Origin of the sequence: Paeniglutamicibacter quisquiliarum (genome assembly GCF_019084045.1) — a bacterium.
In the GTDB taxonomy this organism is placed as follows: Bacteria; Actinomycetota; Actinomycetes; order Actinomycetales; family Micrococcaceae; genus Paeniglutamicibacter; species Paeniglutamicibacter quisquiliarum.
On sequence record NZ_JAHRED010000003.1, the window covers coordinates 416,317 to 440,417 of the forward strand.

19 protein-coding genes are annotated in these 24,101 nt (G+C 69.5%); 11 read left to right on the plus strand and 8 right to left on the minus strand.

The genetic code is table 11. The features are described 5' to 3' along the window. Nucleotides 1–75 precede the first annotated feature (75 nt). On the plus strand, nucleotides 76–1,098 hold the full coding sequence (gene glpX / locus KRR55_RS08570; RefSeq protein ID WP_217388652.1) for a class II fructose-bisphosphatase: 1,023 nt from the start codon (nucleotides 76–78) through the stop codon (nucleotides 1,096–1,098). A gap of 87 nt (nucleotides 1,099–1,185) precedes the next feature. On the opposite strand, the gene manA is transcribed toward glpX, so the two are convergent. The 4 genes from manA to KRR55_RS08590 are packed head-to-tail and all read right to left on the minus strand — an operon-like array spanning nucleotide 1,186 to nucleotide 5,795. After that, the gene (gene manA / locus KRR55_RS08575) at nucleotides 1,186–2,442 is read right to left on the minus strand and encodes a mannose-6-phosphate isomerase, class I (protein ID WP_217388653.1); all 1,257 of its coding nucleotides are present in this window, start codon (nucleotides 2,440–2,442) and stop codon (nucleotides 1,186–1,188) included. 37 nt (nucleotides 2,443–2,479) lie between these two features. After that, nucleotides 2,480–4,102 (minus strand): LCP family protein, encoded by a 1,623-nt coding sequence (locus tag KRR55_RS08580; RefSeq protein WP_254455973.1) that lies wholly within the window; start codon nucleotides 4,100–4,102, stop codon nucleotides 2,480–2,482. An 8-nt stretch (nucleotides 4,103–4,110) separates the two neighbouring features. Beyond that, nucleotides 4,111–4,611: a 5-(carboxyamino)imidazole ribonucleotide mutase gene (purE, locus tag KRR55_RS08585; RefSeq protein ID WP_217388737.1), complete on the minus strand. Its 501-nt coding sequence runs from the start codon at nucleotides 4,609–4,611 to the stop codon at nucleotides 4,111–4,113. A gap of 29 nt (nucleotides 4,612–4,640) precedes the next feature. Beyond that, nucleotides 4,641–5,795, minus strand: a complete 1,155-nt coding sequence (locus tag KRR55_RS08590; protein ID WP_254456029.1) for a 5-(carboxyamino)imidazole ribonucleotide synthase — start codon at nucleotides 5,793–5,795, stop codon at nucleotides 4,641–4,643. 245 nt (nucleotides 5,796–6,040) lie between these two features. Here KRR55_RS08590 and KRR55_RS08595 point away from each other — a divergent pair, with 245 nt between their 5' ends. After that, a complete protein-coding gene (locus tag KRR55_RS08595) occupies nucleotides 6,041–6,610 on the plus strand; it encodes a GtrA family protein (RefSeq protein WP_217388655.1) in 570 nt (189 codons plus the stop codon). 140 nt (nucleotides 6,611–6,750) lie between these two features. Here KRR55_RS08595 and KRR55_RS08600 read toward each other — a convergent pair whose 3' ends face one another. Further along, the gene (locus tag KRR55_RS08600) at nucleotides 6,751–7,485 is read right to left on the minus strand and encodes a TIGR03089 family protein (protein ID WP_217388656.1); all 735 of its coding nucleotides are present in this window, start codon (nucleotides 7,483–7,485) and stop codon (nucleotides 6,751–6,753) included. Between the two features lie 290 nt (nucleotides 7,486–7,775). Between KRR55_RS08600 and KRR55_RS20290 the strand changes: the two genes are divergently transcribed. From KRR55_RS20290 to KRR55_RS08615, 3 genes are read left to right on the plus strand one after another with little or no spacing between them, the layout of a single operon-like run. Continuing rightward, nucleotides 7,776–8,306: a WhiB family transcriptional regulator gene (locus KRR55_RS20290; RefSeq protein ID WP_254455974.1), complete on the plus strand. Its 531-nt coding sequence runs from the start codon at nucleotides 7,776–7,778 to the stop codon at nucleotides 8,304–8,306. Between the two features lie 29 nt (nucleotides 8,307–8,335). Then, nucleotides 8,336–11,707, plus strand: coding sequence for a glycosyltransferase (locus tag KRR55_RS08610; RefSeq protein ID WP_217388657.1), 3,372 nt, complete (start codon nucleotides 8,336–8,338; stop codon nucleotides 11,705–11,707). Continuing rightward, complete coding sequence (locus KRR55_RS08615) at nucleotides 11,704–13,566, plus strand: DUF5719 family protein (protein ID WP_217388658.1); 1,863 nt, start codon at nucleotides 11,704–11,706, stop codon at nucleotides 13,564–13,566. The genes KRR55_RS08610 and KRR55_RS08615 overlap by 4 nt, the downstream gene beginning before the upstream one ends. Here KRR55_RS08615 and KRR55_RS08620 read toward each other — a convergent pair. Then, nucleotides 13,563–14,078 carry a metallopeptidase family protein gene (locus KRR55_RS08620; RefSeq protein WP_217388659.1) on the minus strand — a complete coding sequence of 172 codons (516 nt, stop codon included), beginning with the start codon at nucleotides 14,076–14,078 and terminating at the stop codon, nucleotides 13,563–13,565. The two genes, KRR55_RS08615 and KRR55_RS08620, sit on opposite strands and share 4 nt — an antisense overlap. Nucleotides 14,079–14,174: 96 nt before the next feature. On the opposite strand from KRR55_RS08620, the gene KRR55_RS08625 reads away from it, so the two are divergent. From KRR55_RS08625 to KRR55_RS20295, 4 genes are all read left to right on the plus strand, one after another. Continuing rightward, nucleotides 14,175–14,573, plus strand: a complete 399-nt coding sequence (locus KRR55_RS08625) for a DUF3499 domain-containing protein (protein ID WP_336245068.1) — start codon at nucleotides 14,175–14,177, stop codon at nucleotides 14,571–14,573. A 10-nt stretch (nucleotides 14,574–14,583) separates the two neighbouring features. After that, a complete protein-coding gene (locus KRR55_RS08630; protein ID WP_217388661.1) occupies nucleotides 14,584–14,781 on the plus strand; it encodes a Trm112 family protein in 198 nt (65 codons plus the stop codon). A gap of 11 nt (nucleotides 14,782–14,792) precedes the next feature. After that, entirely contained in the window at nucleotides 14,793–16,259 is a 1,467-nt protein-coding gene (gene ahcY / locus KRR55_RS08635) for an adenosylhomocysteinase (protein ID WP_217388662.1), read from the plus strand. 224 nt (nucleotides 16,260–16,483) lie between these two features. Further along, nucleotides 16,484–17,884, plus strand: a complete 1,401-nt coding sequence (locus tag KRR55_RS20295; RefSeq protein WP_254455976.1) for a TIGR01906 family membrane protein — start codon at nucleotides 16,484–16,486, stop codon at nucleotides 17,882–17,884. An 85-nt stretch (nucleotides 17,885–17,969) separates the two neighbouring features. On the opposite strand, the gene KRR55_RS08645 is transcribed toward KRR55_RS20295, so the two are convergent. Both KRR55_RS08645 and KRR55_RS08650 read right to left on the minus strand, forming a co-directional pair. Beyond that, on the minus strand, nucleotides 17,970–19,847 hold the full coding sequence (locus KRR55_RS08645; protein ID WP_336245069.1) for an AMP-dependent synthetase/ligase: 1,878 nt from the start codon (nucleotides 19,845–19,847) through the stop codon (nucleotides 17,970–17,972). A gap of 44 nt (nucleotides 19,848–19,891) precedes the next feature. After that, nucleotides 19,892–21,499, minus strand: coding sequence for a dolichyl-phosphate-mannose--protein mannosyltransferase (locus tag KRR55_RS08650; RefSeq protein ID WP_217388663.1), 1,608 nt, complete (start codon nucleotides 21,497–21,499; stop codon nucleotides 19,892–19,894). Nucleotides 21,500–21,564: 65 nt separating this feature from the next. On the opposite strand from KRR55_RS08650, the gene rsmI reads away from it, so the two are divergent. Further along, entirely contained in the window at nucleotides 21,565–22,413 is an 849-nt protein-coding gene (gene rsmI / locus KRR55_RS08655) for a 16S rRNA (cytidine(1402)-2'-O)-methyltransferase (RefSeq protein ID WP_217388664.1), read from the plus strand. 182 nt (nucleotides 22,414–22,595) lie between these two features. After that, on the plus strand, nucleotides 22,596–24,080 hold the full coding sequence (locus KRR55_RS08660; protein WP_217388665.1) for an NAD-dependent succinate-semialdehyde dehydrogenase: 1,485 nt from the start codon (nucleotides 22,596–22,598) through the stop codon (nucleotides 24,078–24,080). Nucleotides 24,081–24,101: the final 21 nt, after the last annotated feature.

Sequence of the window (24,101 nt, forward strand, 5' to 3'; positions counted from 1 at the left end):
CTAGTTGGCCCCGGGAGATATGATGGGGGCTGTTGGCCCCCGGCAAACGAACAGATCTCAACGACGAGGAAGACCGTGACTGAAGCCACGAATTTTGCCCACCTGTCCCCACGACTGTCTGTCAGCGACGCGTCACCCGACCGCAACCTGGCCCTTGAGCTGGTGCGTGCCACCGAGGCGGCGGCGATCGCCTCGAGCCCCTGGGTCGGTTTCGGCGACAAGAACGCCGCCGACGGCGCGGCCGTCGACGCCATGCGCTCGCTGCTGTCCACCGTGTCCTTCAATGGCGTGGTCGTCATCGGCGAAGGCGAAAAGGACGAAGCCCCGATGCTGTTCAATGGCGAACGCGTGGGCGACGGAACCGGCGCCGAATGCGACGTCGCCGTCGACCCGATCGACGGAACCCGCCTGACCGCCCTGGGCATCAACAACGCGCTTTCGGTCCTGGCCGTTGCCGACCGCGGTTCCATGTTCGACCCGTCCGCGGTCTTCTACATGGAAAAGCTTGTCACCGGTCCCGAGGCCGCCGAGCTGGTCGACCTGCGCCTGCCGGTCAAGCAGAACCTGCACCTGATCGCCAAGGCCAAGGGCAAGAAGATCAACCAGATCACCGTGTGCATCCTTGACCGTCCGCGCCACGCGGGCCTGGTCGAGGAGATCCGAGCCGCCGGTGCGCGCACCAAGTTCATCATGGACGGCGACGTCGCCGGCGCCATTGCCGCCACCCGCGAGGGCACCGGCGTGGATGCGCTGATGGGCATCGGCGGCACCCCCGAGGGCATCGTCACCGCCTGCGCCATCAAGTCGCTCGGCGGCATCATCCAGGGCCGCCTGTGGCCCACGGACGACGATGAGAAGCAGAAGGCCATCGACGCAGGCCACGACCTGGACCGCGTGCTGACCACCAACGACCTGGTCACCAGCGACAACTGCTACTTCGCCGCCACCGGCATCACCGACGGCGACCTGCTGCGCGGGGTGCGCTACAAGAACAACCGCATCCACACCCAGTCGATCGTGATGCGCTCGAAGTCGGGCACCATCCGCTTCGTCGAGGGCGAGCACCAGTCCGACAAGTGGGAAGCGTACACCCGCTAGAACGCCTTGCGGCCCTGCCGCAAAACGCAGCGGTGCCCGGCGGGAATCACTTCCCGCCGGGCACCGCTGCTTTTTGTCAGTCGGGGCCTATTGCACCGGCTGCGGGGTCACGGCGAAGGCGCGGCCGGCCGCGTTCGCGCTGCGCCGCGCGATGGCCGGGGCCTCGTTGGCGCCGATGAACAGCGAGTCGCCGCGGCGCAAGAGCTCGTCCCCGCGCGGGGTGTCGATGAGCACCTCGCCCTCGACGCACAGCACGATCACCGGGCCGTTGGCCGCCACCGGCACGTCCCCGCCGCCCATGTCGGCCGCATCGGCGACGGCGTCCAGCTCGATGTGCTGGAGCTGGAACTCGGCAAACGGCGGAGTGAAGACCTGCTGGCCGTACATGGTCTCGACAGGTTCCAGGCGCGGGACGCCCAGGACCTCGAAGCGGCTGACGCGCAGCAGCTCGGGCACGTCGATGTGCTTGGGCGTCAGCCCGCCGCGCAGCACGTTGTCCGAGTTGGCCATGACCTCCACGCCGAGCCCGCGGAGGTAGGCGTGCACGTTACCGGCACCCAGATAGATGGCCTGGCCGGGTTCCAGCACCACCAGGTTCAGCAGCAGCGAGACCAGCACGCCGATGTCCTCCGGGTAGTGTTCGTTGATCCGCGGCAGCTCAGCCAGCGAGGGATGTTCGGCCAGGGCCGGGTTCGCCTCGACGGCGCGCAGCGCGGCGGCACCCAGCCGACCAAGTTCCGGGGACCCGCCGAGCAGGTATTCGCAGGTCGAACGCAGCGCCTCGGCCTCGTCGGGGTTCGTGAGCAGCGAGACGATCCTGTCGCAGGTCGCGGCGGCATCTGCTTCCAGTGCGGTTCCCAGCGTGCCAAAGAGCTCGGCCGTCGCAGCGGGGGAGCGGAAGCCGCTCAGGGCAGCGAAATCGGTGAGCGCGTAGATCATTTCCGGCTTGTGCGAACCGTCCCGGTAGTTCCGGTGCGGCGCGTCGGCCGGCAGGCCGGCGGCGTTTTCCGCCGCGAACCCGGCCGCTGCCTGTTCGGCGGAGGGATGGACCTGGATGGACAGCGGCTTGCCCGCTGCCAGCAGCTTCATCAAGAACGGCAGCCGGCCGTAGGCCCCGGCCACCTCGGGGCCCAGCAGCCCCTGCGGGTCGGCGGCGATCAAACGGTCCAGGCCGATGGCCTCGCCGCCTTCCTGGCCGTCAATGGCACGCGACGGGGCGGAGGGGTGGGCGCCGAGCCACATTTCGGCCTCCGGCTTGCCGCTGGGCGTGCTTCCCAGCAACCCCGAAATGGCGCCGGTGGATCCCCAGGCATAATCACGGATGGTGTTTGTCAGGCGATACATCATTGTCCTTAGGGCTATGGGTGGCCGTGCGGCCGGGTTAGGGCACCGAGCATTCGTTGTTGTTTGCGGCGATCTTTTCCAGCAGGTCGGTGCGGCCGATCTGCTCGAGGGTGACCAGGTAGCGCTCGTCCAGCTCCGCGCCGTCGGGCTGGGCCGTGGGTGCGTCGGAGGGAGCCACGTTGATCTTGCCGGGCTCGGAATTGCGCTTGGTCCCCGAGTCGCCCGACGATTTGGACGGCGCGGAGGATTCCTTGGCCTTGGCCGATTCACTGGTCGCGGCAGGGGTCTTCTTGGGCGAGGACCCGGACTGCGCGGAGATGAGTTCCTGGATGCGCTCGTGGATCACGTCGAAGTCGGGGTAGGTGGAGAACTTGTCGCCGGCGGACCCGAAGTCGGGGGCGCCCAGGGTCAGGCGCTTGAAGGGGGTCTGGCGGGCCTTGTCGGCCAGGTTCAGGAAGGAGCCAAGCTGCTGCTGCGGGATGTCGGTCTCCACCAGCTGTTCGCCGGCATCCATGATCGAGGTGAAGCGCGTGAGCATGGTCTTGGGGCTGAACTGGGAAATCATGGCCTGCTGCAGGCATTGCTGGCGGGCGATGCGGTGGTAGTCCGTGGTGAAGTCGCGCGAGCGGGCAAACCACAGGGCCTGCTTGCCGGTGAACTTCTGCTCGCCGGGGGCGAACCAGTGGGTGTTGACCGAGGAGTTGGGCCAGTACTTGCCGTTGTAGGGAACCCAGCCGCCCGAATCCACTGTCACCCCGCCCATGGCGTTGATGAACCCGGCGAACCCGGCCATGTCGATCATCACGTAGGCCTGGACCTTCAGGCCCGTGGTGCCCTCGATGGCCTCCATAGTGGCCTGGGCCCCTGGGTTTTCGACCCCGGGGTACAGGTTGGCGTGGTTGTCGGTGGCGTTGCGGTAGATCGCGTTGAAGAGGCACTCGTCCCCGCAGTCGTACCCGTTGGGGTACACCTTGCGCATGGGGGAGTCGGCGGAGAACTGGGCGTTCTGCAGGTTGCGGGGGATCGAGATCAGCAGCGACTTGCCGGTCTTGGCATCGACGGAAAGCAGCGACATCGAGTCGGTGCGCACCCCCTCGCGGTTCCCGGCCGAGTCGGCGCCGAACACCGCGATGTTGTAGCGCCCGTCGACGGGCTTGAAGGCCGGTCCGGCGGAGAAGACGCTGGAAATGGTCTCCCGGCCCTTGTTCAGCACGAAGGCGCCGTAGCCCAGGGACCCGCTGATCGCCAGGGCGAGCACCAGCAGAGTGGCGGTGAGCCCGATCCGCGCCCCGGGGGCCAGGTACCTGGGTCGGATGATCGCCAGGGTGTTCAGGAACATCAGCAGCCAGCCGGCCGCCAGGACGACCAGGAGCAGTGCTGCGCCCAGCTGCACCCAACCCTGCGCGAAGAAGCCCAGCAGCCAGTCGCGCTTGAGCAGCGCGAGGGCAAGCACCACCAGGAGCAGTGCCCAACAGGTGATGGTGACGCGCATGACGAACCCGCCCAGGGCGCGGTTCCCGGAAACCCATTGGGCGCTGCCGGGGAAGAACGTGGTCAGCAGCAGCAGGAACAGTGCGCGCTTGGAGCGCACCGGTGCGGGAGCCGAGACGGGATCCGGGAGCAGGTCGGGGTTGCGGGACGAACGGCGGGTCGGTGTCATAGGAGTCCTTAGGTGCCGGGGGTTTCGGAGGCCGCGGCGGCCCGCAGTGCGGCGCCCTTCCCGGCCGCGACCTGGCGCAGCTCGGCTGCGAAGGCAATGAGCTTTTCCTGGAGTTCGGCGGCGAGCCCGTCCGTGCCGGTGGCGAGCATGCGCACCGCCAGCAGGCCGGCGTTGCGCGCCCCGCCGATGGAGACGGTGGCGACCGGGACGCCCGCGGGCATCTGGACGATGGAGAGCAGCGAGTCCATGCCGTCGAGCGTCTTCAGCGGCACCGGAACGCCGATGACCGGCAGCGGGGTGACCGAGGCGAGCATGCCCGGCAGGTGGGCTGCGCCGCCGGCGCCGGCGATGATCACGCGGATGCCGCGGGTGTGGGCTTCCTTGCCGTAGGCGATCATGTCCTCGGGCATGCGGTGCGCGGAGACGACGTCGGCCTCGAAGGGGATGCCGAACTCGCGCAGGGCCTCGGCCGCCAGCTTCATGACGGGCCAGTCAGAGTCGGAGCCCATGACCAGGGAAACCAGGGGTGCGGGGGTGCTCACGATGTTTGTCCTTCGGTGGTGGAGGTGGTGGATGCGGGTGCCGCGGAGGGCACGCCGTCACGGATCATCGAGGCCACGGTGTTGGCGCGGGCACGCAGCGAGTCAACCGATTCGCCGGGCTCGGAGACCACGTTCACGTGCCCGATCTTGCGTCCCGGACGCACCGACTTGCCGTAGGCATGGACCTTCACCCGGGGCTCGGCGGCGAGTGCCGCGGCGAAGGCGCTGTACAGGTCCTGGTTGGCTCCGCCGAGGAAGTTCTTCATCACGGTGGTCTCGGCCAGCGCGTCGGTGGCGCCCAGCGGCAGGTCAAGGACCGCACGCAGGTGCTGTTCGAACTGGCTGGTGATTGAGCCGTTCATGGTCCAGTGCCCGGTGTTGTGCGGGCGCATGGCAAGTTCGTTGATCACGAATCCGGCGCCGGAGCCCGGGGTTTCGAAGAGCTCGGCCGCCATCACGCCGGTGACCCCGAAGGCCTCGGCGATGCGCAGGGCCGCCTCCTCGGCGGCTGCCTCGACCACCGGGTCCAGGCCGGGTGCCGGTGCAAGGACCTCGTCGCAGACGCCGTCGACCTGGATGGTGTGCACCACCGGCCAGGCCTTAGCCTCGCCTCCGGGATTGCGTGCGACCAAGGCGGAGAGCTCGCGGGTGAAGGCCACCTTGTCCTCGGCCAGCAGGGCGCCGTTGCCGAACCAATCGGCGGCGGCGCGTGCCTGGGCGGCGTCGTCGATCATGCGCACGCCCTTGCCGTCATAGCCGCCGCGCGGGGTCTTGAGGACGACGGGCCAGCCGATCCGCTCGCCGAAGGCCAGCAGTTCCTCGACGGTTTCGACGGCTGCCCATTCAGGGTTGGGAAGGCCGAGGGCCGCGATGGCCTCGCGCATCACCAGCTTGTCCTGGGCGTGGATGAGCGCCTCCGGTCGCGGCTGGACGTTCACGCCCTCCGCGATCAGCGCCCGCAGGTGCTCGTTGGGCACGTGCTCGTGGTCGAAGGTCAGCACGTCCACTCCGCGGGCAAATTCACGCAGGGCCGCCAAATCCGTATAGTCACCTACCGGGGCGGATGCAACGCTGCGCGCGGCAGAGACATCCGGGCCCTCGGCCAGGATGCGTAGTTCGATGCCGAGATTCAGGGCCTCGGGAGCCATCATTCGGGCAAGCTGGCCTCCGCCAACAACGCCAATCACTGGAAACATCACCCGCCTAGCCTACCGAACGCGCGACCTAACCTAGGGTGTCCATGGCGAGTTTGGACACCGTTGGCGGTGAACATCCAGTGAACCGCATTAGAATAGTTTGGTTGGCCGTCTGAGCAAATGACGGTTCAGCCGCACCGACTGCACCGCTAGCCCGCCATGTGGCGGTGTGGTGCATAGATACGAATCCATGGAGGATCATGCTGCAACAGATCTGGCGCAAACTCATGGGCCTGGCGTCCATGCTGTGGCGCGAAGTCGCGAAATTCGGCGTGGTCGGGGGTGTCGCGTTCATCATTGACTCCGGCATCTACCTGTGGCTGCTCGAAGGGCCCATGCATGATTCCGAGGTCAAGGCGAAGATCGTGGCCGGCGTCGTGGCGACGATGTTCTCGTGGGTGGCCAACCGCTACTGGACCTTCCGCCACCGCCGCCAGGCGAACGTGGTCCGCGAGCTCGTGATGTTCCTCATTATGAACGCCATCGGGCTGGGAATCGCCGCGGCCTGCGTGTTTGTCACCAAGTACTGGATCGGCCTGACCGACACCACCAGCGTGTTCATCGCAGGCTCCGTGGTCGGACTGGTGCTGGGCACCATCTTCCGGTTCTTCGCCTACCGCTTCTGGGTCTTTGGCGCGGAAATGGACGCCGAAGAGGAATTCGCGCACGACCGCGAACTGCTGCGCGTCGGCCCCGAGCCCGTTGCGGCCGAGCGCAGGGCCGCAGGTCCGGAGCAGATGGCCGACCCGGCCCCGGACGGCCCGGCCTAAGGGCCCTAGGCGCTGGCTGTTGAATGCTTGTCGCCCCGGCATGTGCCCCCGTTTCCCGCTTCACCCACGGATGAAAGGAACCCAGGGAACGTGTCGGGGCTTTTTCGTGCCCGCGGGGCGGGCGGAAGGGGAGGCGCCGCCTAGGACTCCTGGTCCAGGCGCGTCACCACGCGTTCACCCTCGAGCAGGGACTTGCTGATCTCCAGGCCCTCCTCCACCAGTACCACCGGGTACCCGCCGCTCCACAGCGACACCAGTGCCGGAAGAATGCGTTCGAGCGGCCACGCGGTGCTCAGAAGCGTGGTTCCGGCGGCCTCGGGCAGTGCGCCCGGGGCAAAGAGCTGGGTGTAGCCAAGCGTGGCGGCAGCGGAGTGCAGTGCGGTGGCAGCGGTGTCGATGGGGGAGCAGTTGAACGAGTCGGCGTAGGAGCGGACCTCGGAAGCGTAGTCGGTGGCACCCACCGGCAGGGGGCCGCCGAAGGCCATGGCCAGTGCCGGCAGGGGGACGGCGATGACCTCGACCGAGCCGTTGACTGCTAAGGTTTGCGGGTCGGCGGTAATGAATACGTCGACATCCCCGGGGTCCGTTCCGGGGGCCACACAGCGCACCTCGGCACCCAGGTGCCAGCAGGCCAGTGCCAGTGCCGCGGACTTCCAATGGCCGGGCATGTCGGTGGCGACAACGCTGCCCGGGGCTAAATCAAATTCTTCGTGCAAAAGATTTGCGCTCTTGGCGACCCAGTTGTCAAACACCCGACCACTGAGTTCCACGCGCTCCCCGCTTTTGGCATACCAGGTCAAATATGGGTGGGTGGAGTGGCGCACCGGAGCCAGTAGGGATTCGACGGGAGATAACGAGTTGGTATCAATGGTCATGTGAAGCTCCTTGTCAAGCCTGTGAATTCCCCGGGAATCCGCGGGCGGGCATATTTCTGTACGATCACGGCGAAGTCTCGGGCGTGGCGTGACTCTAAATCTACGACATGTGTGGCTAAAATCGACGACCGCACTTGACGCGACCGGAGTTACACCAGTGTAATTAGATAGTGCACCGTCACGGAGAGGGAAATTGTCTCGCGACGGCTTTTTATTGAGAGGCCGCCGACGTCGCTCTTTTAGGGTCATTTATAGGTATCTAGTTCGTAACGGCGGAAGGTTAGTAAACCATGGGGAACGTGGATCGAAGCTTCAACGAAGCCGCAACGACGGCACCTACGCCAAATTACAGCGGGTCCCGGGATGTGCCGGCCGACTGGTTTGTGGACCCGGCCGAGACCGGCCGGGAGCAGGACGCCGATCGCTCGCAGGTTCTGACCCCGGCGGAGGAGACAGCGGCATTCCTGTTGGCGCACGACGCCGCCAACGACCTGGCCGCGGACCCGACTCCTTCATGGGCACCGAGCATGGACGCCATGCTGGACGGCAAGAGTCCCGCACAGGCCATCTGGATCGGCCTGGGGGCCGAGGACGAGGACGGCGAGCTGGGCTGGCAGTCCGAGGCACTGTGCGCGCAGACCGACCCCGAGGCGTTCTTCCCCGAAAAGGGCGGTTCCACCCGGGACGCCAAGCGCGTGTGCGGTGCGTGCAATGTGCGCTCCGAATGCCTCGAATATGCACTGACCAATGACGAGCGGTTCGGAATTTGGGGCGGACTGTCCGAGCGCGAACGCCGTCGCTTGCGGAAAAGAGCAGTCTAATTCTCCCCACGATCCACGTCACCGCCATTGTGGCTGCCCACAATGGCGCCGCTTTTTTACCCCGGACGCTGGCCGCGCTGCGCGACCAAACGCGACTGATCGACCGCTTTGTCGGCGTCGACGCGTCGTCCACCGACGGTTCCGCGGACCTCTTGCGCAAGCAGCTGCCCTCCGACTCCACGCTTCTGGAGGTTCCCGAGCACAGCTTCGGGCACTCGGTGATGGCCGCCGTGCAATCCCTCGGGAAGCCCCGACCAGGCCGCACCGAATGGCTCTGGCTCATCCACGACGATTCGGTTCCCGAACTCAACGCCCTGGAAAAGCTGCTCACCGTGGTCGAGGCCACCGAATCGGTGACCATTGCCGGGTGCAAGCAACTTGACCTTGACTCCCCGCGCCGCCTGCTGGACGTGGGCCTGGGGGTGAACAAGTACGCCGAACGGCTGACGCTGATCGAGATCGACGAGGTCGACCAGGGCCAGTACGACGCCCGCACCGACTCCTTCGCCGTGACCAGCGCCGGCATGTTGATCCGCCGCGACGTCTTTGAGGCCCTGGAGGGTTTCGACCCGGCGCTGCCGGGGCTGGGCGACGACATGGACCTGTGCTGGCGCAACCGCCTCATGGGCAACCGCGTGGTCATTGTGCCCGCGGCCAAGATCCACCACAAGGCCGCGGTGGTGCGCGCCGTGGCCGGACCGGCGGAAACCCGCCGCGCCGAGGTGTTCATGCGCCTCAAGCATGCCCCTGCCTGGGCCATCCCCTTCCTGGTGGTCGGGGCGGTGCTGGGCGGGATCTACCGCTTCCTCCTCTCGGTGCTGGCAAAGGACCCGGCCTACGCCTTTGGCCAGCTGGGCGCCACCTTCAGGGCCGTGGGCAAGCCCGTGAAACTTTCCAGGTCCCGTGCCACGGCCGCAGCCACCCGCCGGGTCCCGCGCAAGTCGATCTCCCGGCTGCTCACCGACCAGGACCTGGTGCGCGAACACCGCAAGAACATGCTCGACTCGCTCGACGGCGAGAGCGTCTACGGGGACGGCACCGGAGCCACCGCCACCCAGGACCCCAGCGGGGATGCCCGCAACGACTTCGCCGCGCTGGCGGCACCCAACCGGACCTCCGCCTTCGTCAGCGCCATCATCGCCGTGCTGGCCACCCTGGCCGTATCGCTGGTGGGGCTGCGCGCCTTGTTCGGCGCCGGCGCCGTGGCCGGCGGGGCGATGCTCCCGATCTCCGCCAAACCCTCCGAGATCTTCGCCAACGCCACCTCGTGGTGGGCCAACCTCGGGGCGGGCAGCCCGGCAGGCGGGGATCCCATCGACTACCTGTATTGGCTGGCGTCGCTGGCCGGCGGCGGAAACGCCAACGCCGTTGCCGTGGTGCTGACCCTGCTGGCGATGCCGCTGGCCGCGTTGGGGGCCTGGCTGGGCCTGGCCGCGGTCACCCGCTCGCGCGCCGCACGCATGCTCGGCGCCCTGCTCTGGGGACTGGCCCCGTCCCTGCAGGTCTCCCTGGCTTCCGGGCGTACCGGCAGCGTGCTGGTGCACGTGCTGGCACCGCTCTTCCTGCTGGCCCTGCTGCGCTCGGTCGGCGCCGGGGTCGACTTCCGGGCCGGCCGCGGGCGGGCCTCGCGCCCGGGCGTCGGGGCCGTTCCGTCCTGGACGGCTGCTGCAGCCGCGGCCCTGCTGTTGGTCCCCATCTCCGCGGGATCCCCGGCCGCCGGCCTGGTCCTGGTCCTGCTGATCCTCCTCGCGGCGATCGTGCTGCGTTCGCGGGCCAAGACGCTGTGGTGGGTGCCGCTGCCGATGCTGGTCTTCCACCTGCCCCTGGTCATTGCCTCGCTGGGCAACCCGCGCGTGCTGCTCACCGATCCGGGACTTGCCCTGCCCTTTGCCCCGGCTCCGCTGTGGGCACAGGGGCTTGGCTTCCCCACCGCCTTTGATCCGCTGGGCACCCCCGCCGGATTCGGATTCCTGCCCGCCGGGCCCTGGGCCCTGGTGCTGGTGCTGCTGGTCGGGGCCCCGCTGCTTGGCTTCGCGCTCACCGGCCTCTTTGCCGGGGCGCGGAGCGGCTCGACCCCGCTGGCCCGCATGCTCTGGCTGGGCGGGGTGCTGATGCTCGCCGCCGGGTACGGCGCCTCGCTGGTGCCCTCCGCCGTGGCCGGGGACAACTTCGTTGCCGCGTTCAACGGCCCCTTCGTTTCCTTCTTTGTCCTGGCGCTGCTCTTCGCCGCGGGCCTGGGGATCTCCGTGTTCCGCGGCGAGCGGGAGCCGCTGGCCCCCGGCGTGCCGGGTGCTCGCCGGGTTGCCACCGGCACGCTGGCCTGGGCCTCGGCATTGCTGGGCGTTTCGGTCCTGGTGGCGGGCGGCAGCTGGATCGCCGCGCAGATCCCGGCACCTGCCGGGGCGGCCGCGCAAAGCGACCTGGGCGCCACCAGCGCCCTGCGGCCCGTGTCCGCCCGGACCCTGCCGGCCACTGCGGCTGACCGCGGGCTGGGTGCCTATGAGGACCGCACGCTGGTGCTGGCCCAGAACGGCGACGGGGCGGTGAGCGCGGCACTGATGAACGGTGCCGGCACCACCGCCGACTCCCTGTCCCAGACGGTGTCGGCAAACCGGGTCGTCGGCAACCTGCTGGCCCCGGCGCTGCGCGAATCCGATGACGCCGAGCGGCTCATCGAACAGACCGTGGCCACCCTCGTCTCCGACTCCGCGCTGGACCCGCGCGAGGAACTCGCGGCGCTCGGCACCGGTTTCGTGGTGCTGCAGGATTCCCGGGCGACGGCCTCGGCACTGGTCGCGCGCCTGGACGCGGTGCCGGGCCTGGTTCCCGTGGGACAGACCGAGTCCGGGTGGCTGTGGCGCGTGGAACCGCGGGCCGCGATCCCGGGCGTGGACAACGCCACCGACTCCACCTCCCGCGTGCGCATCGTGGCGGGGGACAAGACCGTGGCGTTGCTGCCCTCGCACCGCGGGGAGGTCTCCGGGGCGCGCATCGAGCCCGGCGAGGCCGGCCGCGTGCTGGCCATGGCCGAGCGCGCCGATGCCGGCTGGAGCGCAACCCTTGACGGGGTGCCGCTCAAGAGCCTGGCCGTGGGCGCCGATGCCGGACAGGCCGAAGACGCCACCGGCACCGGTGTCGAGACAGCGCAATGGGCGCAGGGCTTTGAACTGGGTGCCGCCGGCGGCACCCTGGAACTGCACTACCACAGCCCCTACAAGGTGCCCGTGGCCATCGCCCAGCTGGTGGTGCTGCTGCTGGCCCTGCTGCTGGTCATTCCCATCCCGCGCAGCCGCCGCTTTGCCGCGCGCCGCCTGGATGAATACCGCACCCGCGGCAACGCCGAAAGCATCGACGAGCTCGACCGCGGAAACCGTCCCGCGGACGCCAAGGAGAAGAAGTGAAAAACGATTCCCGCAAGGCACGACGAGAATCTGAACGCGTAGCCCAGGCCGCCCGCGAAGCCGCGGGACTGGCCCCGGGGACGGCACTTCCACCGGCGGGGGAGCAGGTCCCCGGCCCCGTGTCCGCCGCGCCACAGGCCGCGGCACCCGGTCCGACGGACCCCTCCGCCGGGTCTGCCGCCCCGTCCGCGCCCGCAGACCCGGCGGAACCCGCCGCGGCCGCAGGGGCGGAGAACGAAGCAAAGGCCGAACCCGCGGCCCGCGCCGGAAGCCGACGCACCAAGGGACGCGGCAGGGCGCTGGGCGTGCTGGGCTCGGTCGGGGTGCTGTGCCTGGGCGCCGCGGCCATCGCCGCCGGATCGGTGTTCCCGCCGGCCACCGCCGCCACCGGTACCGACATCGCCGTCACGTCGCTGCCCGCGGGAGACGCGCTGGCAAGCTGCCCGTCGACCATGAAGCTGTTCACCGGCGCCGGATCCGGGGTCGACCCGGAATTCGCCCCGGCATCCAAGAACGCCAGGACCGCGGTGCGCGCCGCGGTGCTCTCCGATTCCGCCGGCCGCATCCCCGGGACCGAAATGCTCAGGAACGATGCGGGCGTCGAAAAGACCATCGCCCCGCGCCTGCCCGCCGCCGAGGCCGAGCGGGCCACCGGTGCCGGCGCGGACGGAACCTCCGAGCGCAAGGGCGCCCCGGGGCCGGTGACCAACTACGCCGAGTCGCTCACGGTGCACTCCCAGCCGCTGGGCGGGGTCCAGTCCCTGGTCTCCGCCGTGCGGACCTACTCCGCCGCGGACGGCGACCTGGCCGGGCTCGCGGCCGCCGGCTGCACCCCGCCGACCTCCGAATCCTGGCTCACCGGGGCGGTGACCACGCCCGGCTCCACCGCGGTGCTGAACCTGGTGAACCCCTCGGCCTCCGTCGCCCAGGTGCGCGTTGACCTGCGCGGTGCCGACGGCATGGTCTCCGCACCCAGCCTCTCCGCGCTCGCGGTGGCCCCTGGGGAGTCGAAATCCGTCATCCTGGCCGGCTACGCCCCCAACGAAAAGGCGCTCTCGGCCAAGGTCACCTCCTCCGGCGGGCGCATCAACGCCACCATCCAGCAAAGCACGCTGCGCGGGCTGGTCCCGGGCGGCCTTGACTACCTGGGGGCGGCAGCCACCGCCAACAACACCCAGGTGATTCCCGGGGTCGCGATCCTGGACCCGAAGCTCGCCGGGGCGCTGGGCAAGCCCGCCGCCAACGCCGATGCCGCCGCCGAGGTGGTGCTGGCGGCCACCTCCGCCGAGGGGGCCACCGTCAAGGTGCGCGCGCTGGGGCCGGCCGGCGAGGTCCCGATCCCCGGCGGCGGGGAAGTGGTGGTGGCCTCCAACGCCACCGCACGCATGCCGCTGGGCGGGCTTCCGGCCGGGAACTACACCATCGTCGTCGAGGGCGACTCGGCGGTGAGCGCAAGCGTGAAAATGGTGCGCGGCACCAAGGCCAACGAGCCCATCGACCTGGCCTGGGCCGGTGCCGCCAACCGGCTGGGCAGCGAGCACCTGCTGGTGCTTCCGGCCCAGGGCCGGGCCACGGTGGTGCTCAATGCCCCGGAGGACACCGCCAAGGTTTCGGTGCGTTCGATGGGCGCCAACGGCAGGCTTTCGGCGGCGCGCACGGTCGAGTTGGCCGGCGGCAAGTCGGTCGCGCTGACAGCCTCCGACTTCGGCGCCGGGGCCACCGCCCTGGTGCTCTCGGCCACCGGCGCCCCCAGCTACGCCGCAGCAGTGCTCCATGACGGCGCCTTTGGCGTCGCCGCGGTAAAGGTCAGCGACGCGGCCCTGGGACGCGAGGGCGTCCAGGTCGTGCTGCGCGACTAGTCGTTCGGGCCGGTGCCCCAGACCCCGTATTCGGGGTCAATTGACTGCGGGTCCATGGCCCACAGGTCCGCCAATTGCTCCACGATCGACATGTGCACCAGCTCCGGCAGCAGGTCGGGGCCGCGGACGCACGCCTCCTCGATGGGGCGGCGGTAGAGCGTGATGCGGTCGGGGCGCCCGGGACGCGCCGAGCGGTTGGTCGCCCATGGCACCCGGGTCCCGGCGGCCTGCGCCCGGGCCAGCACCTTCGCATTGGGGACCAGCATGATGCGGAAGTCGATGGCCGTCACACGGTCGCCCCAGCGGTCGGCCAGGCGTTCGGCGGACTCCACCAGGAGGTCCTCGAAGCGCTCTGCGCGGGTCCGCGCCCCGGGCAGCGGCGCCATGATCATCGGGCCGCGCCGGCCGCGTCCGTGCCGGTTGCGCTTGCGGGCCGCGAAGCCCCGGGTTTCCCCGCTCTGCAGCGAGGCCGGATCGCGCCCGTCCAAATCGATCGACAGTTTTCCGGACATAGTATCTAGCCTATGCCACCTTGGGCCCGTGGGATCCGCCTGCCGCTCGGCGGTGCGCCGCCGTGCCGCCGCCTGGCTGCGGTAGTCTGTGTAACCGTGGGATCATCCAGACTTTGTTCACGTTCGGCGTGCCGCCAGCCGGCCATCGCCACCCTGACCTATGTGTACGCCGACTCGACGGCGGTGCTCGGTCCCTTGGCGACCTTCGCGGAACCGCATTGCTACGATCTGTGCACCCTCCACGCCCAACGCCTGACGGTGCCGCTGGGCTGGGAAGTCATGCGCCTGGCGCTGCCGGAACAGGGGCGGTTGCGCAACGACGACCTGTACGCGCTGGCCAATGCGGTGCGTGAAAACGACGCCCAGCCCGCGCCCGCGCCGGCCCCCGAGGTCCCGGCGCCCCGCACCTCCCCGCCGGCCATCGAACCGGGCCCCGGGCAGGGCATGACGCGGCGGCACCTGCGGGTGCTGCGCGAAGGGAACCAAGAGCCCTAAACTGGGTTCCATGTCGAATCTTTCAACCCAACTCACTGCCCAGCTCCGCTGCCCCGTCACCGGCTCCGCCCTCGTCCAGCACGGGGACACGCTGGTGTCCACCGGCACCGGGGCCAACGGGGAAACCTACAGCTACGACATCGTCGAGGGCATCCCGGTCATGCTGGCCCCCGAGGCCACCGTGATCCCCGCCAGGGCCCAAGGCTAGGCACAGCCGCGATGGGCATCGACCACCGGGTCGCGGACCTGTCCCTGCACGAGGCCGGCCGCCACCAGATCCGGCTTGCCGAGCACGAGATGCCGGGATTGATGTCGCTGCGCGCGCAGTACGCCGCGGCGCGGCCGCTGGCCGGTGCCCGCATCGCCGGTTCCCTGCACATGACGGTGCAGACCGCGGTGCTCATCGAAACGCTGGTGGCCCTGGGCGCGCAGGTGCGCTGGGCCTCCTGCAACATCTTTTCCACCCAGGACGAGGCCGCCGCGGCCGTGGTCGTGGGCGCCGGCACCCCGGAAAACCCCGCAGGGGTCCCGGTGTTCGCCTGGAAGAACGAGTCGCTGGCGGACTACTGGTGGACCGCCGAACAGATCCTTTCGTGGCCGGGGGCCGGGCAGGACCCGGGGCTTGGTCCGAACATGATCCTGGACGACGGCGGGGACGCCACCATGCTGGTGCACCTGGGCGTGCAGTTCGAGGCCGCCGGGGCAGTGCCCGGCCCCGAGGCCGCGACAAGCCACGAGCACTCCATCGTGCTGGAGACCCTGCGCGCCTCCCTGGCCCGGGACCCGGAAAAGTTCACCCGCATCGCCGCGAGGATCAAGGGCGTCAGCGAGGAAACCACCACCGGGGTGATGCGGCTGAACCAGATGGCTACCGCGGGCACCCTGCTCTTCCCGGCGATCAACGTCAACGACTCGGTGACCAAGTCCAAGTTCGACAACAGGTACGGCATCCGCCACTCGCTGCCCGACGGGATCATGCGCGCCACCGATGTGCTCATCGGCGGCAAGGTCGTGGTGGTGTGCGGCTACGGGGATGTGGGCAAGGGCGCCGCCGAGGCCATGCGCGGCCAGGGCGCCCGGGTCATCGTCACCGAGATCGACCCGATCTGCGCGCTGCAGGCGGCCATGGACGGCTACCAGGTAGCCCGCCTGGAAACCGTCCTGGAACAAGGCGACATCTTCGTGACCACCACCGGCGGCAGGGACATCATCACCGCCGCACACATGCAGGGTATGAAGAACAAGGCTATCGTGGGCAACGTCGGGCACTTCGACAACGAGATCGACATGGCCGGGCTCGCGAAGGTCCCCGGCGTTCGAAAGGTCGAGATCAAGGCGCAGGTGCACGAGTGGACCTTCGAGGCCGGAACCGCGGGGGAGCGCTCCGTCATCGTGCTCTCCGAGGGCCGGCTGCTGAACCTGGGCAACGCCACCGGCCACCCCTCCTTCGTGATGTCCAGTTCCTTCACCAACCAGGTGATCGCGCAGATCGAGCTGTTCACCAAGGCCGGCACCGGCGAATACGCCACCTCGGTCCACGTGCTGCCCAAGATCCTTGACGAGAAGGTCGCGCGGCTGCACCTGGACGCGCTGGGCGTGGAATTGACCGAGCTGTCGGAGGCGCAGGCCCGCTACCTGGGCCTTGACGCTGCGGGCCCGTACAAGCCGGAGATGTACCGCTACTAGCCTCCCCGGGGGCCGATGCCGGGGCACCGCCGGCACCCCGCCCCACCCGGGGCAGGGGCCCGCCCGCGCGTCTCGGGACCGACACGCGGAGCGAAAACGCGCTGGTGGGCCCCGGGTGAACCCTCGGCTCGATAGGCTGGGGACTGTGTTTGGCAGTGGGCGCTGGCGGCCCGCCGTGCCCCGCACCGCAAGCGCACCGCATGTCAGAGTTTTGAGGGAGAAGCATGGCTGAGCAGGACGAACCGCAGACCGGCAAGCCGGGAACTCCGGCCACCGCACCGGCGGTGCCCGGTGCCGGGGCCAAGACGGATTCGGCTCCCGGCCCATTGAGCGCTGCCGCCGCGTCGGCCGCCGCCAAGATCGAGGCCTCGCTGATTGCCTCCCGGGCGGCCGCTGCGCAGAAGGCAGCCGAGGCGAAGGCCGTGAAGCCTGCCGCGACGACCGGGCCCGCACCGGCGGGAGCACCGGCCAAGCCGGCACAGGCCCCGGCCGCAACCACAACGACGGCCCCGGCCAAGGCCGACCCCGCGCCGCCGAAGCCCGCCGACACGGCGAAGACAGCCCCGGCGCCTGCTTCGTCCGCCGAGGCGGGCGGCGCGAAGGACGTCCCGGCCAAGCCCGCGGCGCAGCCCAAGGCGGAGGAACCCGAGGAGGTCGAGGACATCATCGCCAAGATCCCGGTGGAACCACATGCCGAAACCACCAAGCTCGACAAGCCGGCGGCACCGGCCGGGTCCGACGCCTCGGCCGCGCAGGACAAGACCCGTGCCATGCCGCGGCCGGTGGCCCCGGCCACGCCGCAAACCGCCTCCGCGATTGCCGAGGCGCGCAGCAGGGTCTTCGGCGCCTACACCCCGGTTCCCGAGCCGACCCCCGCCGCCCGCGAACGCCGGGCGGCCCGCGAGGCTGCCCTCGAGGCCAAGCCGCCGCTGGCCCGCACCCTGCAGGTGCTGCTGGCCATCGCCTACCCCTTCGTGCTGCTGATCCTGGCGATCCGCCTGGTCGCCAGCCCCGTCTTCCTCTGGATCGCCTACCAGCGCCCCGGCTTCCCGGCCGACGGCTTCGGGTTCACCACCGCCGACAGGCTGACCTACGGCTCCTACGGCGTGGACTTCCTGAACAACGTCGCCGACAACCGGTACCTGGGCGAGCTGCGCGATCCCAACGGCAACCCGCTCTTCCTGGGCACCGAGGTCCAGCACATGGCCGACGTCAAGCTCGTGATGTCATTCACCTACCTGGGCGGGGCCGTCCTGGGCGTCATCGCGCTCATCGCCCTGGCCTACCTGGGCAAGCGCTATGCCGGCGGCATCCGCCGCGGGCTCTTTGCCGGATCCGTGGCCACCCTGGTGCTGTTGGCCGGGCTCACGACCCTGGCGATCCTGGGCTGGGAAAGCTTCTTCACCACGTTCCACCGGATCTTCTTCGCCAGCGGCACCTGGACGTTCAACTACTCCGACACGCTGATCCGCCTCTACCCGCCGCAGTTCTGGATCGACGCCGCCATCGGCATCGCCGGCCTGGTGGTCATCACCGCCCTGGTGACCCTGTTCGCCACCTGGCCCACGGCCAAGCGCCGCGAGGGCTCGCGCCTGCGCCAGGAAAAGCGGGTCTTCGGGCTGTAGCCTTCCGGTGCACCTGGTTCCCGGGTGTTTCCCGCCCCGTTCCGGGGCCGGGAAACGCCCGGGAATCGCTGTTTGTGCGGCGTTTTCAGCGGGAGTAGAGTTCGTCGATCCGGGCGCGGAAGTCGTGGGCGACGCTGGCCCGCTTCACCTTCAGCGACGGGGTCAGGTGCCCGGATTCCTCGGTGAACTCAGAGTCCAGGACGGCGAACTTCCGGATGCCCTCGGCCCGGGACACCGTGGCGTTGGCCGCGTCCACCGCCGCCTGGAGCCCGGCGAGCACGGCCGGGTGGACCGCCGCCTCGGCGACCGAGAGCGCCGGCAGCGAGTTGGCCCGGCACCACGGGGCAATTTCGTCGGGGTCCAGGGTCAGCAGCGCGGCGATGAACGGGCGGTTCTCGCCCACCAGGACCACCTGGGAGACCAGGGGCGAGGAGCGGATGATTTCCTCCAGCGGCCCGGGTGCCACGTTCTTGCCGCCGGCGGTCACCAGGATGTCCTTCTTGCGCCCGGTGATGCGCAGGAACCCCGCCTCGTCCAGCGTCCCGGTGTCGCCGGTCCGGAAGAAGCCCTCCCCGTCAAAGGCCGCGGCGGTGGCCCGCGCATTGCGGTGGTACCCGGCAAAGACGCCGATGCCCCGCACCAGCACCTCGCCGTCCGGCGCGATCCGGATGGTGGTTCCCGGGATGGGGACGCCCACGGAACCCACGCGCGGGTTTGCGGCCATGTTCACGGTGGCGGGGGCGGTGGTCTCGGTGAGCCCGTAGCCCTCCAGCAGGCCCACGCCGGCGCCGCGGAAGAAGTGGGCCAGGTCGGCGTTCAGCGCGCTGGCGCCGCAGATCGCGTAGCGCACCCGGCCGCCCAGCACCGCCCGCAGCCTAGGGTAGAGCACCTTGTTGAACAGGGCATGCCTGGCCAGCCGGACGGGGGAGCGGCGGGAGGCGAGCCCGCGGGCGCGGGCGTCGGCGCTCCTGGAGTATTCGATGGCGGCGGACTCGGCCTGGGCGAAAAGCCGCTCCTTGCCGGCCGCCTGGGCCGTGGCCGCGGCGGTGGCGCGGATCTTTTCGAAGATCCGGGGAACGGCCAGCAGGAAGCCGGGCCGCACCGCGGCCAGGTCCTGGACCAGGGTGGAGGCCGAGGGCGTGTGGGCAATGGTCGATCCGGCGTGCACGCAGACCTGCTGGACGGCACGGGCCAGGACGTGTGCCAGCGGCAGGAACATCAGGGTCCGCTCACCGGTGCCCAGGACCGGGGCCATGTGCGGGGTCAGGTTCACGGCAATGAGGGAGAAGTTCGCGTGGGTCATCATGCAGCCCTTGGGCCGTCCGGTGGTGCCGGAGGTGTAGACCAGGGTGGCCAGGTCCCGCAGGCCCGCGGCGGTCCTGGCGGTTTCCACCTGTACGTCGCCGACCTGGCTGGCCGCGCCCGCGGCCACCAGCTCCCGCAGCCCGGCCGCCGGGATGCAGGAATCCGCGGGGGAGGCCTCCTGCTCGAAGCTCCACACAGTGACCTCCTCGCCCAGGGATCCGGCGGCCTGGCCGATGACCCGGGCACACCCCGGATCCTCGGCGAAGACATGGCGTGCCCCGGAATCCTCAAGGATCCACGCCACCTGGTGCGGGGAGCTGGTCTCGTAGATGGGCACCGACACCGCGCCGGCGAACCAGATGGCCTGCTCGGCCAGCGCCCATTCGTAGCGGGTGCGGGACATGATCCCGACGCATTGTCCAGCGCCGATCCCGGCGGCCAGCAGCATCTTGGCCAGCGAGCGGACGTCGGCCACGAAGTCGGCGGTGGACACGTCGATCCACGACCCGTCGCGCTTGACGCTGAAAAGCGGGGCGTCGTCTTCCCGCGCCAGGCGGTCGACCAGCAATTGGGTGGTGTTGAATTCCGGGGGCAGGTCATGGATCAGAGCGGTGCTGGCTTCGCGCATGGTGTGGTGGTTCCCGGTGGTGGTCGGCATGTGGTCTGGGCCATAGTCTATGTTACTTGCCGGTAATCTAGGGTCTATCCCCAGCTGGGCATCCAGATGTGGCTGCGCCAGTTCCCGTAGGTGACCATGTCCCCGGTCCACACCGGCAGGAAGAATGCGGAGACGGCAACGACCAGGGCAAGGAAGATCCCCACGCCCCACAACGTCCGGCGGGCGTGCCATGGCGCCTGGCGGTCGCCAGGCAGGAACCTGCCCAGCACGTAGCACAGCGCCAGGACCATGAACGGGGCGAAGGGCAGCGTATAGAAGAAGAACATGGTGCGCTCCGGGTAGGCGAACCACGGCAGGAATCCCGCGGCCAGGGCCGAAAGGATCGCGCCTGCACGCCAGTCGCGGGCGCCGATCCAGTAGAAGAGCACCAGCAGCAGGCTCAGCGTTGCCGCCCACCACATGACGGGGTTGGGCAGGTCGGTGATCGCCTGCACGCAATGGGCCGAGGTGCACCCGTATTCGCCGTTGCTCCGCGACTCGTAGAAGAAGAGCACTGGACGCCCGGCAAAGAGCCAGCTCCAGGGCGATGATTCCCAGCCGTGCGGCGAGCCCAAGCCCTCGTGGAAGGCATAGGCGGCCCGGTGGTATTCGCCGAGCGAGCGCAGCGCCTCCGGGACCCAGCCCCAGGCTTCCGAGGGGTTCTCGGCGCCCCACCGGCGGTAGCGCCCGTCGGCCGAGAGCAGCCAGCCGGTCCAGGTCGCCAGGTACACCGCCACGGCCGTGGGAATGATGAGCAGGAACGCCGGGATCCCGTCGCGGGTCAGCCCGGCGAGGACCCAGTGGCGGATCCCGGCGCGGCGCCGGGCCGAGAGGTCCCAGAGCACCGTCATCAGCCCGAACACCGCAATGAAGGACAGCGCCGACCACTTCACCCCGGCCGCGCACCCGAGCATCACCCCGGCCACCAGCCGCCACGGCCGCCACCACAGCCACGGGCCGTAGGCCAGCAGCCGGTCCGCCGGGCGGGCACCGTCCGCGGTGGCCAGCGCCCGCGCCAGCTTCGCGCGCCCGTGGAAGCGGTCAAGGAGCAGGGCGAGGAACCCGGCCAGGATGAAGAACATCAGGAAGATGTCAAGCAGCCCGGTGCGGGACATGACCAGCTGGTGCCCGTCGATGGCGGCCAGCAGGCCCGCGACACCGCCCAGGAACACCGAGGAAAACAGCTTCTGGGCCGCCAGCGCGCACAGCAGCACCGCGAGGGTGCCAAAAAGCGCGGCGGAAAAGCGCCAGCCCAGGCCGTTGTCGCTGCCGAAGAGCCACATGCCGCCGGCGATCAGCCACTTGCCCAGCGGGGGATGGACCACAAAGGAGGCGCCGTCCCGGGGTTCCGGGTGCCCGGCAATGAACGCGGGGTTGGGGTCGTCGCCCCATTCGAGCTCGTAACCCGCCTGCATCATGGTGTAGGCGTCCTTGACGTAGTAGGTCTCGTCGAAGATCAGCAGGTGCGGGTGTCCGAGGTTGGTGAATCGCAACACCCCGGCGAGCACGGTGACAGCAAGGGGAACGATCCACCCCCAGATCCCGCTCCGGTGCAGCGGGCCCACCAGACGGTCCCGCAGGGCCTCAAACCCGAAGGCGCCGGCCGGCGGGAGGACCCAGCGCCGAAGTCTCTGCGTGGATGCGGTAGTCACCGTCAACACTCTACCGGCGCCCGCCGGCGGGATCCGGCGGCACGCGCGGGCAGTAGGCTTGGGGCGTGGAAACTCAAGAAACCCCGGGCCAGATCGTCCTCGCGGCGACCCCCATTGGCAACCTTTCCGACGCGTCCCCACGCCTGATCGAGCTCATGAAGAGCGCAGACATCGTGGCCGCGGAGGACACCCGGAGATTCCTGCACCTGGCCACCGGGCTGGGCGTCCGCGTGCCCGGGCGGCTGATCAGCTACCACGAACACAACGAAACCCACCGGCTCACCGAGCTGCTGGAACTGGTCGCCGGCGGCGCCACGATCCTGGTGGTCTCCGACGCGGGCATGCCCGCGGTCTCCGATCCCGGCTTCAAGCTGGTCGAGGCGGCCGTGGCGGCAGGCGTCACGGTCACCGCGGTTCCCGGCCCCTCCGCGGTGCTCACCGCGCTGGCCCTTTCCGGGCTGCCCACCGACAGGTTCACCTTCGAGGGCTTCCTGCCCCGCAAGGCGGGGGAACGCTCCAAGCGCCTCGAGGACCTGGCCACCGAGCAGCGCACCATGGTCTTCTTCGAGGCACCGCACCGGCTCGACGCGATGATCCGCGCGCTGCGCGACGCCTTCGGCCCCGGGCGCAGGGGTGCCATCGCCCGGGAACTGACCAAGATGTACGAGGAGGTCATCCGCGGGGACCTCGACGAACTGCTGCTCTGGGCCGAGGGCGAGGTTCGCGGGGAGATCGCCGTGGTCATCGCCGGCGCGCCCGCCGGGGAGCCTGCCCGCGCCACCGACCACGTGGCCCAGGTGCAGCAACTGGTCTCCGAGGGCCTGCGGCTCAAGGAAGCGGTGGCGGCGGTGGCCGAGACCGAGCGCGTGTCCAAGCGCGAACTCTATGCGGCGGTGCTCGAGGCCCGCGCCTGAGACCGGGGCACCGAAGCGGCGCCCCGAATCGGCGTCGAAGCGCCCTTGGGGTACCTGCACAAAATGGGGGCTGCGTCATAGTGCAGATAGAAATTTACAGCAACTTGCCGCGGCACTAGCGTGGAGACCAACAAGATCCTGTAATTCTCGCAACACCCCACTGTTCAAGGGAGAACGCCCCAATGACCATTACCCCCGAACGCGAAGCCGAGCTACTGGCCTCCATCCCGACCGGTTTGCTGATCAATGGCGAATGGCGCGACGCCTCCGACGGCGGAACCTTCGACGTCGTTGATCCGGCCACCGGCAAGGTGCTTGCCACCCTGGCCAGCGCAACCTCCGAGGACGCGATGGCGGCCCTCGACGCCGCGGATGCCATCCAGTCAAAGTGGGCCCTGACCGCACCGCGCGAGCGCGCCGAGATCCTGCGCCGCGCCTTCGACCTTGTCACCGCGCGCGCCGAGGACTTCGCGCTGCTGATGAGCCTGGAAATGGGCAAGCCGCTGGCCGAGGCCCGCGGCGAGGTCACCTACGGCGCCGAGTTCCTGCGCTGGTTCTCCGAGGAGACCGTGCGCGACTACGGCCGCTACCTCACCACCCCCGAGGGCAAGAACAAGATGATCGTGCAGACCAAGCCGGTCGGCCCGTGCCTGCTGATCACCCCGTGGAACTTCCCGCTGGCCATGGCCACCCGCAAGGTCGCCCCGGCCATCGCCGCCGGCTGCACCATGGTGCTCAAGCCCGCCAAGCTCACCCCGCTGACTTCCCAGCTCTTCGCCGCCACCATGATGGAAGCCGGCCTGCCGGCCGGCGTGCTGAACGTTGTCTCCTCCAAGAGCGCCTCGAAGATCTCCGGCCCGCTGATGCAGGACGACCGCCTGCGCAAGGTCTCCTTCACCGGTTCCACCGCCGTGGGCAAGATGCTCATGAAGGACGCCGCGGACAAGGTGCTGCGCACCTCCATGGAACTGGGCGGCAACGCGCCGTTCCTGGTCTTCGAGGATGCAGACCTGGACGCCGCCGTCGAGGGCGCCATGGCTGCGAAGATGCGCAACATGGGCGAGGCCTGCACCGCGGCCAACCGCTTCCTGGTCCACGAGTCCGTGGCCAAGGAATTCATCGCCAAGTTCTCCGCCGCCATGGGCGCGCTGAAGACCGGCCGCGGCACGGAGGCCGCCACCAACGTCGGGCCGATCATCGACTCCGGTGCCCGCGACGACATCCACGCCCTGGTTTCCAAGGCAGTCGAGGCCGGCGCCGTTGCCGAGACCGGCGGCGCCCCGATCGATGGCCCCGGCTACTTCTACGCACCCACCGTGCTCTCCAACGTCGCCAACGACGCCGAGATCCTGCGCCAGGAAATCTTCGGACCAGTCGCCCCGGTGACCACCTTCCGCGACGAGGCGCACGCCATCGAACTGGCCAACGCGTCCGAGTACGGACTGGCCTCCTACATCTACACCCGCGACCACAACCGCCTCTTCCGCGTCGCGGAGCAGATCGAATTCGGCCTGGTCGGCTTCAACGCCGGCGTCATCTCCAACGCCGCCGCCCCGTTCGGCGGCGTGAAGCAGTCGGGCCTGGGCCGCGAGGGCGGCGCCGAGGGCCTGGCCGAGTACACCACCACCCAGTACATCGGCATCGCCGACCCGTACGCGGCACGCTAGAAACACCGGCACGCACGCACG